Raw genomic sequence first — 11,536 nt, 5'->3', positions numbered from 1 at the left:
CGAAGCCCTGACCAGCATCTTCGCTGGTCAGGGCTTCATTTCTGTCGGGACGGCCGGATTCGAACCGACGACCCCTTGACCCCCAGGCAACCAACACGGGGCTCTGGCCATGCCGTTTCATGGACGTTGAACTGCTGGAACCGTCCATCAGTATCCCTGCTCGTCCGCTGGCGTCCGACCCGATCGTCACCCAGTTAGTCACCCACGCGAGTGGCAAATTCTTCGCGTCAGTCGTCCTCGGTGACTGTGAAGGGCGCATAGCCCTCCCCCACCTCCGTCACGTCAAGGTCGCTGAAGACGAGGGTGATGGCGTGAGCGTTCATCTCGAAGCGGACCTCGTGAAAGGGAATGCCGATCTTGTCAGCCCACGACCGCGCGCGCTCGGAGTCCGCCACCACCTCCGCACCTGGGTAGAGTGGCTGCCAGCGCACTGCCCACACGAAGCCATCCAGGTCCGGACCGATCTCCCGGTCGGTCAGTCGCTCGTCGAGCGAGCAACGCCAGGTATCGGGACTCACCGCCGTCTGCACCTCGGCGGAGACGCAGTACTTGAAGAGGTAGCGGAGGTGGATCGGTGGGGTGCCGGTACGCGGGTCTGCGGTGACATAGACGATGACTTCGTAGTCGCGGATGTAGTCGGTGTACCCGTGGTGCACGATCGCGCCGTCGAAGATGTCATCCAACGCCTGGCTGAGCCGCGCGATCTCCACGTCTCGTTCTACCACCCGCCGGAACCCTGCCCCTGGCGGGGCGGTCGCGCACTCTCAGCTTGGGAATCGCGTTGGTTCATACCCTGAGTAGCCATTCCGGCCGACAGAGGAGCACGGAGCATTCAGACTGAGGCCGTTTGAGTGCCACCGTCGACCTGTGTCGACCGCTGCATCGGGCACGGATCGGGCACGAAGCGGTGTTGCGGGCTGTTCGCTGCGCCGGCCCGTTGCCATGATCAGAGCCATGCGGGTAGATCAGTATGTGTACTTCTCATTACGGTCGGACCACATGCCGGCGCGCGAGATCGCGGGCCGCTTGGGCATGGAGCCAGACGAGATTAGCGTCAAGGCCAGCAAGAGGGTGGACCCTCCGGTGCCGTGCGTTCACGCGTGGAGGCTTGTGTGCCGTGATGGTGGCCTGACGCTCGATGAGAAGATTGACCGCCTCATCGAGCGACTTGAGCCCTTCGCCGATGAGATCGCGGCCCTGGCTAGAGAGATAGACGCGTCGGAGGGGGAGGGCATCACCGGGACGCTCCAGGTGGTGCGCTACTTCAATGACGACGGTGGCGAAGGGGAGAGTCCGCAGCCGAACGGCACTGACCTGGTTCGCTTACCCGGCCAGCATCAGCGTCTTGGCTGGCACCTCGATCGCAGGGTCCTGGAGTTTCTTCACCGCACGGGAGCCGAGCTGGACGTGGACGAGTACGGGGATGACTAAGGTTTGACCAGCGCTTCGGTGTGAAGGAACTTCCGGATTGGCTGAACCAGCGCCAGCATGGGCGATGAGCTGCGGAAGTGGTCCGCTGGCGTCCGTAGTTGTCCGGCGGTGTGCTTGCCGGTCGTCACTCGGTTAGTCACCCCAGCTTCGGGCCTACTGAGAGTACCTACGTCGGTAGGCGAGCCGCCGAAGTCGGCGCTCGTACTGGCCGGCGTAGGAACGCTGCGCCCGATTCATCGCCCGCACGTCTGGATCGCTGACCGCCTCGTAGTAGTAGACCTCGGCCGGGTCCTGGTCCTCGTCAACCAGTCGCGCGAGCGCTTCACGGTCGCGCTCGACCGAGCCGGACCCTCGTATGCGAGCCCGCCAGGCTGCGCCTGTGGTGTCCGCCTCCATGCCATAGACCGTAGTGGCGTGGGGCGTGGGCCGGTACCCGCCCCCCTTGGTGGGGACGGTCAGCTTGGGAATCGCGTTGATCTACACGCGGCGTAGCGACATTCTGAGGTCAGGCGGCACGCAGGGTGTCTGCCTCGGCGATCGCACGTCCCTCGCTGCCCCATACTGACCGCTGCATCGGGCACGGTCATCTGACGTCGAGGAGGGTCGTCATGGCGTTGGTCAAGAAGGGCTCTCGGCTCATCACGATTGACGGGGTCACCTACAGGTGGCGAGTGCGCGGCAGACCAACCTATGCCCAAGGGCTATGTGAGCGACCGCTCACTGTCGCTGTAGAACAGGTCGACTACAAGGGCAGGGTGTTGCTGGTCGGCATGCCTCAGGACCATCCAAGCAACTGGATTGGCGGGTCGGCACTGCCCGTTCTCCCGTCGGCGGTCGCTGCGATTGTCCGGAAGGCATTGGCCGAGGGATGGCAACCCACAAAGCCAGGCACGGCCTTCCATATGACTGCGCCCGTGGGCTGATGGCACGACGCTTCGGTGACCGGGCCACGTTCGCGGTGGAGATCGGCGAGGTCGAGCCGCACCAACTCCGCGTCGTCGACTTGTGGGCGGGTGGCAAAAGGCTGACCACCGAGGACAACTGGGCCTTCCTCCCGTTCTTCATCCGCGCTGTGCGGTCGAGCGCGGCGCAGGTGCGCCGACGCGACGTCAAGGCCTGTCCCTTCCCGGGCCGCGCACCGAAGGAGATCTTCCGGCTGCTCCACGCAGACGAGACGCAGTTTCGGGAGCAGTTCTGGTTCATGCAGTGGGGCGAGACCGTCGACAACGTCTTCAAGTACACCTACCTCGAAGAGGACCTGGTGATCGTCTTCGCGTTCTGGCGGGCAGACCATCCCTTTCCAGAGGACCTGGGCAAGGTCTTCGTCGCCAGGATCCCACCGGACAAGTTCGTGGCCACCGTCGAGGCGGCAGCCGATCTGCTGGACGTCGAGCTCACTAACGTCGATCCGCCCCGTTGAGCGAACTGCTGAACTGGACGCTGATGCTGCTCGGCTTCTCAGCCGCCTTCCAAGGTCGACGGGCCGCCGCGGACACGTTGTTCGACCAGGCGATCGACGTGCCGCTGCCGGCACGCACCCACTCGCCGAACCAGCCGGTGCGCGCCCAGGCGCTGTTCCGGCGCGGCGACCGCAGAGCCGCCTATCAGCTACTCCGTGCCCACGTCGAAGAACTGCTCGAGGCCGACAACATGCACGCTGCCTGCGTGGTCATGGTCAGCTTCGTCACGATGATGACGGCAGTGGCACGCCTCGCCGACGGGGCCCGGATCCTGGCCTTCCTCGACACCACCGGCGTGCTCGACAACGCCGCCTGGGCCGCCATGGTCGCTGACACCCGGGAAAAGCTCGCCGCCGTCGCTCCCGTACCGACTGGATCCGCGATCGTAAGTCAGCGGCAGGCCCTCGCCACGATCGGCAACACTCTCGACGGCCTTCTTGTCGAACAGGCCAGCCCGGTCAGAAGGGCTGTCTCGTGACGGTGAAGGCCGTTGCCCGGCACCGGGTTGGCGTCTGCTGCTGCCTGCACCGCGACGACGAATGTGCGCCAGACAGGGCTCGGCTTCCCTCAACGCTTGATCTTGGTTGTGGGTCAGCGGCGAGCAGGGTCCTCCTCGGGCCGGATCCAATCGAAGGTGCGCTCCACCGCCCGTCGCCAGTTTTCCCGTTCCCGTGTCCGGACTGCGGCATCCATCTCCGGCACCCATCGGGCAGCCGGATGCCAGTTGCTGCGCAGGCCCTCCAGGTCTGGCCAGTACTCGACCGCAAGCCCGGCTGCGTATGCGGCCCCGAGGGAGACCGTCTCGGCCGCCATCGGGCGCACCACCGGCACTGCAAGTACGTCCGCGACGAACTGCATCAGCAAATTGTTCGCGGTCATCCCGCCGTCCACCCGCAAGGCGGTCAGCTCCAGCCCGGAGTCGGCGTTCATGGCGTCGACCACCTCACGGGTCTGCCACCCGGTCGCCTCCAGCACGGCCCGGGCCAGGTGCCCCTTGGTGATGTATGAGGTGAGTCCGACGATCGTGCCGCGCGCCTCGCTGCGCCAGTGTGGGGCGAAAAGCCCGGAGAAGGCGGGCACAATGTAGCAGCCGCCGTTGTCGTCGACCGTTCGGGCGAGGGTCTCGATTTCCGGTGCAGTACTGATCAACTCCAGCCGGTCGCGGAACCACTGCACCAGGGATCCTGTGATCGCGATGGACCCCTCCAGGGCGTACAGGGCGGGCTCGTCGCCGATCCGGTAGCCGACGGTGGTGAGCAGGCCGTGCCGCGAAGGCACCGGCTCGGTACCGGTGTTCAGCAGTAGGAAGCTGCCGGTGCCATAGGTGCACTTGGCGTCGCCTGGGTCGAAGCAGGTCTGACCGAACAGGGCGGCCTGCTGGTCACCGAGGGCCGCCGCGATCCGGACGCCGGGCAGGACGGCTGTGGCGGTGCCGTACACCTCCGACGAGGAGCGGATCTGCGGCAGCATGGCCGCCGGCACGCCGAAGAAGCTCAGCAGTCTGGGATGCCAGTCGAGAGTGCGCAGATCCATCAACATGGTACGGCTGGCGTTGGTGACGTCGGTCAGGTGCAGGCCGCCGTCCGGGCCGCCGGTGAGGTTCCAGATCAGCCAGCTATCCATGGTCCCGAAGAGCACCTCGCCGCGTTCGGCGCGTTCGGCGAGGCCGGGGATGTGGTCGAGCAGCCAGCGCAGCTTCGGGCCGGAGAAGTACGTGGTCAGCGGCAGCCCACACAGCTCCTGGATGTGCTCGGCGCCGCTGGCGCGAGAAAGGGCTTCCACCACCAGGTCGGTGCGGGTGTCCTGCCAGATGAGCGCGGGAGCCACCGGGACACCGGTGCGCCGGTCCCAGACGACCGTGGTTTCGCGCTGGTTGGCGATCCCGATCGCGGCGATCTGGTCGATGCTGAGGCCGGCCTGGTTGAGGGCGCGGGGAACGACCTTGCCGACGTTGCGCCAGATCTCCATAGCGTCGTGCTCTACCCAGCCCGGCCGGGGAAAGTGCTGCCGGTGTTCCCGCTGGGCAACTGAGACGAGATTGCCACGGCGGTCGAAGACGATGCATCGGGTGGACGTGGTTCCCTGATCGATGGCGACGACAAAGCGCTCGGTCATTACTCGTCCTTCGTGAAGCCGGGTGGTGGGTGACGGATCACCAGCGCCTGGCGCCGAGATCGCGGGACACCGCGCGGGCGGCGTCGCGGACGTACGTGACGAGGGCTGGGCGGGGGTTGCCGGACCCGTCGCAGGTGCGGTCCACCGGACCGGAGAGCCCGATCGCGCCCACGACCAGGCCGCCATAGCCACGGATCGGCGCGGCGATGCCGGCCTCGCCAGGGGTCATCTCACCGATTTCGGCCCCCCAGCCATTGTCCCGGATTTCGCTGAGGGCCCGGGTGAGTGCTCGTGCGGTGACCAGGGTGCGTCGGGTGTAGGGCTCGGGTTCGCGTTGCGTAACCGCGTTGGCGGCGCCCACGTCGTAGGCGAGCAGGACTTTGCCGAGCGCGGTGGCATGCGGGGGAAGAAGGGACCCGACGTCCAGCGTCTGGAGGATGTCGTCGGGCCGGAACACGTGGTGGACCACAAGTACCTTGCCGTCCAGCAGAGTGCCGATACGGACCGCCTCGCCGCTGCGCGCGGCGAGTGGGTCCGCCCAGTTGATGGAACGGGAACGGAGCTCGTTGACGTCGAGGTAGCTCGTGCCGAGGTGCAGCAGCGTGGCACCGAGTTGGTACTTGCCGGAGGTCTTGTCCTGTTCCACGAATCCGACGTCTTGCAGCGTACGTATGATGCCGTGCGCCGTGCCCTTGGGCAGGTTGAGAGAACGGGCGATCTCCCCGATGCCGAGCCGGCCGGAACTGCTGGCCAGCAGGCGGAGGATCGCCGCGGCACGCGCGATGGACTGCACCTGACCCGGCATGGGGCGGATGCTAGAGCGTTCGGGGCCAACGCAACAGTGTTCGGCATTGTCGACCGGGGTTCGTTGACCTGCCTCCTCATGTTTCCTACGGTTCACCGCACGGCGACGTCCGACACCTCGCCGACATCGCACGGCCCTCCGTCCCCCGGTCGCGGAGGTCCGCCACCCCCACCTGGAGACACCATGACACAGCGTGTGAGAGCGCCCGGACTCCTTGGCGAGTTGGCCGCCGAGTTCGCCGGCACCGCGATCCTGATTCTCTTCGGCGTGGGCGTCGTCGCCCAGGTCACTGCCGGTGGCACCGGTGAGTTCGACAGCATCGCCTGGGCCTGGGGCCTTGGCGTCGCGCTGGGCATCTACGTCGCTGGCCGGATCAGTGGCGCCCACCTCAATCCGGCGGTGACGCTCGCCCTCGCGGTGTTCAAGGGCTTCTCGTGGCGCAAGGTGATGCCCTATGCCCTCGCACAGACCGCCGGGGCGTTCGTCGCGGCCCTGATCATTCGCTGGAACTACAGCGAGGTGCTGCAGCGGTTTGACCCGGGCTTGACCAGCAAGAGCCAGGGCGTCTTCTCGACCCTGCCGGGTGCTGGCATCACCGAGTGGGGCGCCCTGCGTGACCAGATCATCGGCACGGCGATCCTGCTGTTTCTGATCCTTGCCGTAACCGACGCCCGCAACTCTCTGCCCGGCGCCAACCTTGCCCCACTGATCGTCGGCCTGATCGTGGTCGCGATTGGCATGGCGTTCGCCGTCAACGCCGGCTACGCGATCAACCCGGCCCGTGACTTCGGCCCCCGCCTCGCGTCCTTCCTCACCGGGTACGAGACGGCCTTCCTGGACCCGAGCGGATATCCGTATTTTTGGGTGCCCATCGTCGGACCACTGGTCGGTGGTGTCATCGGCGCCGGCCTCTATCAATTGTTCGTCGGCCGATTCCTGCCGAGCGATGAGCCGCAGCCGGGCGCGAACAGCGCCGAGACTGCGACCGAAACGGCTGCGATGTCGGAGCGCGCCCGCGTCTGATCGACATATCCCGACGACCCGTAGAGGTGACATCCCGCATGGCTGACTTCGTTGGTGCGGTGGACCAGGGCACCACCAGTACCCGTTTCATGGTTTTTGATCACGGTGGTAACGACGTCGGTCGCCACCAGCTCGAGCATCAGCAGATCCTGCCGCGGCCCGGTTGGGTCGAACACAATCCGGTGGAGATCTGGGAGCGGACCCAGACCGTCATCCAGACCGTGCTCTACGAGCACCGCCTGACCGTCACCGACCTCGCCGCGCTCGGGATCACCAACCAGCGTGAGACCACCGTGGTATGGAACAGGCGCACCGGTCGGCCCTACCACAACGCCATCGTATGGCAGGACACCCGCACCGACCGGATCGCCTCGGCACTGGAGCGCTCGGGGCGGGGCGACATCATCCGCCGTAAGGCCGGCCTGCCACCGGCCACATACTTCTCCGCCGGCAAGATCCAGTGGATCCTCGACAACGTCGATGGGGTCCGGGAAGCAGCCGAGCGTGGAGAGGCCGTCTTCGGCAACACCGACACCTGGCTGCTGTGGAACCTGACCGGCGGCACCGACGGCGGCGTGCACGTCACCGATCCGACCAACGCCAGCCGCACCATGCTGATGAACCTGGACACGCTGGACTGGGACGACGAACTACTGTCGTTCTTCGACATCCCGCGCGCCATGTTGCCCCGGATCCGACCATCGTCCGACCCGGACTCCTACGGTGCCACCACGGCGCGTGGTCCGTTCACCGGATCGGTCCCGCTCACCGCGGACCTCGGCGACCAGCAGGCAGCCACCGTCGGTCAGGTCTGCTTCGCCCCGGGCGAGGCCAAGAACACCTACGGTACGGGCAACTTCATGCTCCTCAACACCGGCACGGAGATCGTCCGCTCCCAGGCCGGCCTACTCACCACCGTCTGCTACCAGTTCAGCGACCAGGCGCCGGTATACGCCCTGGAAGGCTCCATCGCCGTCACCGGATCAGCCGTGCAGTGGCTACGCGACCAGTTGAAAATCATCAACACCGCAGGGCAGAGCGAGATCCTGGCCCGCCAGGTGCCCGACAACGGCGGAGTGTACTTCGTACCCGCCTTCTCCGGCCTGTTCGCCCCGTACTGGCGCTCCGACGCCCGCGGCGCGATCGTCGGCCTGTCCCGGTTCAACACCGACGCCCACATCGCCCGGGCCACCCTCGAGTCGATCTGCTACCAGAGCCGAGACGTCGCCGAGGCCATGGCCAAAGACTCCGGCGTACCGCTGGATTGTCTCAAGGTCGACGGCGGCGTCACCGACAACGACCTGTGCATGCAACTACAAGCCGACATCCTCGGCGTACCGGTAAGCCGGCCCGTGGTCGCCGAGACCACCGCGCTCGGCGCCGCGTACGCCGCCGGCCTCGCCGTCGGATTCTGGCGCAGCACCGACGAACTACGCGAGAACTGGAACGAAAGCCACCGCTGGCAGCCCACCTGGCCACCAGAACAACGCCAAGCCGAGTACGAACGCTGGAAGCAGGCCGTCCAACGCACCCTGAACTGGGTCGACGTCGACTGACCACCACCGCATCAGAGAAACCCGGGAGGCCGGCGTCCCCGCTGGCCTCCCAGACACAGGAGAGAGAACGCATGCACTCCGCGACACTGTCACTGGCCGCCCGCGAGCGGTCGCTGGCCGCGCTGAGCAGCGGCCCGGAACTGGACGTCCTGGTGGTCGGTGGCGGCGTCACCGGCGCCGGCTGCGCCCTGGACGCCGTCACCCGGGGCCTGTCGGTCGGCCTCGTCGAGGCCCGCGACTGGGCCAGCGGCACGTCGAGCCGCTCCAGTAAACTCATCCACGGTGGTCTGCGCTACCTGGAGATGCTCGACTTCGGGCTGGTCCGCGAGGCGCTGCGCGAGCGGGGCCTACTACTGCAGCGACTCGCCCCGCACCTGGTCCGGCCGGTGCCGTTCCTCTACCCGCTGCGGCACCGCGGCTGGGAACGGCTGTACGCGGGCGCCGGTGTCCTGCTCTACGACACGATGAGCCTTTCCGGCAGCAACTCCCGCGGGGTACCGGCCCACCGGCACCTGACCCGACGTGGCGCGGTCCGCGCTTGCCCGTCCCTGCGTCCGGAGTCGCTGGTGGGCGCGTTGCAGTACTACGACGCTCAGGTCGATGACGCCCGGCTGGTGACGTGTCTCGTCCGTACCGCCGCAGCCCACGGCGCGTACCCCGTTTCCCGAGCCCGGGTCGTGGGCCTCCTGCGCGACGGCCACCGCATCACCGGGGCGCGGGTCCACGACCTGGAGACCGACCAGGTCCTCGAGGTCCGCGCCCGGCAGGTCATCAACGCCACCGGCGTCTGGACCGACGAAATCCAGTCTCTCGTTGGGGAGCGTGGGCCGGTGCAGGTTCGCGCGTCGAAAGGTATCCACCTCGTCGTGCCCCGCGACCGGATCCGCTCCACCACCGGCCTGATCCTGCGAACCGAATCCAGCGTGCTGTTCGTGATCCCGTGGGGTCGGCACTGGCTGATCGGCACCACCGACACCGACTGGGATCTGGACAAGGCGCACCCGGCAGCGACCAGCCGCGACATCGACTACCTGCTGGAACGGGTCAACGAGGTACTGGCCAGTCCACTGACCCGCGACGACGTCGAGGGCGTATACGCGGGCCTGCGGCCGCTGCTGTCCGGGCATTCGGATGCGACCGCCAAGCTGTCCCGTGAGCACACCGTGGCGAACCCGGCGCCGGGTCTGGTGATGGTCGCCGGCGGGAAGTACACAACGTACCGGGTGATGGCCCGCGACGCTGTCGACGAGGCCGTGCGGGGACTCGGCGGTGGGGTGCCGCGGTCCTGCACCGACCGGGTTCCCCTGCTCGGCGCCGAGGGCTATGTCGCCCGATGGAACCAGCGCCGTCGCATCGCGCGACAGTACAACCTGACCGTGGAGCGGGTTGAGCATCTGTTGCGCCGCTACGGCGCCGCCGTCGACGAGGTGTTGGACCTGCTGGGAGAGGATCCGACCCTCGTTGAGCCGCTCGACGGCGCCGACGACTATCTGCGTGTGGAGGTCGTCCACGCGGCGTCAGCCGAGGGTGCCCTGCACCTGGAGGACGTGCTTACCCGGCGTACACACATATCGATCGAGACGTTCGACCGGGGCCTGGCAGCCGCCCGACCGGCGGCGCAGTTGATGGCGTCGGTGCTCGGCTGGGACGCCGAGCGTGTGGACCGCGAGGTGGCGCACTACGTCGCACAGGTGGACGCCGAACGGATGGCGCACGACCAGATCGACGACCAGGCCGCCGACGCGGCCCGGCTGGTCGTGCCGGATGTGGTGCCGCAGGTAGCACTCGCGGCCTGACCTGGCGCGCGCGCCGCATGCGTTCCGCCACGTCCCGCCCGACAGGCCGGAGTCAGCTACGGCCGACCCTGTGGGATTCCAAAACCCGGTAACCGTGGTTGACGTGGGCAGATGTAGCGCTCGGCCATGCTGTTAGGCATCGTCATGACCTGTGTCGCTGCGCCTGCTCTACCTCGTGTTCTGCCGCATCGCCGGATGGCTCGCCCTCCTGGCCAGCACCGGTGCGGCCAAAGACGTGGAGATCTTGGTGCTCCGTCACGAGAACGCGGTCTTGCGCCGGCAGAATCCGACACCGCACCTGGACTGGGCAGACCGAGCGGTGCTCGCCGCCCTGATCAAATTCCTGCCCGGGCGTTGGCGGCGCACCGGCTCGTCACTCCGACCACGGTCATGCGCTGGCATCGGCGGCTGGTCGCCCGCCACTGGAGATATCCCAACCGGTCCGGCCGGCCGCCGACCGACCCAGCCATCACCGCCCTGGTCGAGCGGATGTCCCGGGACAACCCCGGCTGGGGCTACCAACGCATCCACGGCGAACTGCTCGGCCTCGGCGTGAGCGCGTCCACGATCCGGCGGATCCTCAAACGGTTGGGCATCCCACCGGCGCCCGTGCGCCGTGACCACACCACCTGGCGACGGTTCCTCCGCGTCCAGTCGTCGACCATGTTGGCCTGCGATTTCTTCCACGTGGACTGCGCGCTCACCCTCAAGCGCCTGTACGTGTTCCTCGTGATGGAGGTTGGCAGCCGCTACGTGCACATCCTCGGCATCACTGCCAACCCGGACGGAGCATGGACCACCCAGCAGGCCCGCAACCTGCTCATGGACCTCGGTGACCGCGCCGATCAATTCAGATTCCTTATCCGGGACCGGGCCGGGCAGTTCACCGCAGCCTTCGACGCGGTGCTGGCCGATGCCGGCGTCACCCCATGCAAGATCCCGCCGCGAAGCCCGCGAGCCAATGCCCACGCGGAACGGTTCGTCCTCACCGTCCACAGCGAGCTCACCGACCGCATGCTCATCGTCAACGAACGGCATCTACGCCTGACGCTCGATGAATATGCCAGTCACTACAACGGCCGACGACCACACAGGTCGCTGCAGTGGCAGCCTCCACGATCCGACCGGCCCGTCGTCGACCTGACCCACGAGCGGGTCAGACGTCGCCCAGTCCTCGGCGGGCTGATCAACGAGTACGAACGAGCCGCGTAAACGGCCCTGCTCAGAGTCGGTGACAGGGTTATGAAACCCCACAGGCTATCACCCAACAACGTTCGCCGGCAATGGCGCCAAGCCCGCGCAGACACCGACCTCGCCTGGGTCACCCCCCACACCTTCCGCAAGACCGTG

10 protein-coding genes and 1 pseudogene are annotated in these 11,536 nt (G+C 67.1%); 7 read left to right on the top strand and 4 right to left on the bottom strand.

All coding sequences use genetic code 11. The annotated features are described in order from the left end of the window. Positions 1-227 precede the first annotated feature (227 nt). Positions 228-710, bottom strand: coding sequence for a hypothetical protein (locus tag H0524_RS11070; protein WP_180198572.1), 483 nt, complete (start codon positions 708-710; stop codon positions 228-230). A 232-nt stretch (positions 711-942) separates the two neighbouring features. Here H0524_RS11070 and H0524_RS11065 point away from each other — a divergent pair, with 232 nt between their 5' ends. Next, the gene (locus H0524_RS11065; RefSeq protein WP_180198571.1) at positions 943-1,431 is read left to right on the top strand and encodes a DUF4279 domain-containing protein; all 489 of its coding nucleotides are present in this window, start codon (positions 943-945) and stop codon (positions 1,429-1,431) included. A gap of 153 nt (positions 1,432-1,584) precedes the next feature. Here H0524_RS11065 and H0524_RS11060 read toward each other — a convergent pair whose 3' ends face one another. Further along, positions 1,585-1,827, bottom strand: coding sequence for a hypothetical protein (locus tag H0524_RS11060; RefSeq protein ID WP_018818891.1), 243 nt, complete (start codon positions 1,825-1,827; stop codon positions 1,585-1,587). 526 nt (positions 1,828-2,353) lie between these two features. On the opposite strand from H0524_RS11060, the gene H0524_RS11055 reads away from it, so the two are divergent. Beyond that, entirely contained in the window at positions 2,354-2,851 is a 498-nt protein-coding gene (locus H0524_RS11055; RefSeq protein WP_180198567.1) for a hypothetical protein, read from the top strand. A gap of 5 nt (positions 2,852-2,856) precedes the next feature. After that, positions 2,857-3,369: pseudogene (locus tag H0524_RS11050) on the top strand (AfsR/SARP family transcriptional regulator); the annotation flags it as partial. 113 nt (positions 3,370-3,482) lie between these two features. Here H0524_RS11050 and glpK (H0524_RS11045) read toward each other — a convergent pair. Together glpK (H0524_RS11045) and H0524_RS11040 are read right to left on the bottom strand one after the other, a co-directional pair. Beyond that, entirely contained in the window at positions 3,483-5,006 is a 1,524-nt protein-coding gene (gene glpK, locus H0524_RS11045; RefSeq protein WP_180198566.1) for a glycerol kinase GlpK, read from the bottom strand. A 37-nt stretch (positions 5,007-5,043) separates the two neighbouring features. Beyond that, positions 5,044-5,811: an IclR family transcriptional regulator gene (locus H0524_RS11040; RefSeq protein WP_180198565.1), complete on the bottom strand. Its 768-nt coding sequence runs from the start codon at positions 5,809-5,811 to the stop codon at positions 5,044-5,046. Positions 5,812-5,994: 183 nt separating this feature from the next. Here H0524_RS11040 and H0524_RS11035 point away from each other — a divergent pair, with 183 nt between their 5' ends. From H0524_RS11035 to H0524_RS11020, 4 genes are all read left to right on the top strand, one after another. Beyond that, positions 5,995-6,834: an MIP/aquaporin family protein gene (locus tag H0524_RS11035; RefSeq protein WP_012184592.1), complete on the top strand. Its 840-nt coding sequence runs from the start codon at positions 5,995-5,997 to the stop codon at positions 6,832-6,834. 38 nt (positions 6,835-6,872) lie between these two features. Beyond that, positions 6,873-8,390, top strand: a complete 1,518-nt coding sequence (gene glpK / locus H0524_RS11030; RefSeq protein WP_018728987.1) for a glycerol kinase GlpK — start codon at positions 6,873-6,875, stop codon at positions 8,388-8,390. A 71-nt stretch (positions 8,391-8,461) separates the two neighbouring features. Beyond that, the gene (locus H0524_RS11025; protein ID WP_018819351.1) at positions 8,462-10,186 is read left to right on the top strand and encodes a glycerol-3-phosphate dehydrogenase/oxidase; all 1,725 of its coding nucleotides are present in this window, start codon (positions 8,462-8,464) and stop codon (positions 10,184-10,186) included. Between the two features lie 354 nt (positions 10,187-10,540). Beyond that, complete coding sequence (locus tag H0524_RS11020) at positions 10,541-11,398, top strand: integrase core domain-containing protein (protein ID WP_255435892.1); 858 nt, start codon at positions 10,541-10,543, stop codon at positions 11,396-11,398. The last annotated feature ends 138 nt before the right edge of the window (positions 11,399-11,536 follow it).

The organism is Salinispora sp. H7-4 (genome assembly GCF_013416675.1).
Lineage (GTDB): Bacteria > Actinomycetota > Actinomycetes > Mycobacteriales > Micromonosporaceae > Micromonospora > Micromonospora vitiensis.
This window is presented reverse-complemented; position numbering and strand designations above follow the sequence as displayed.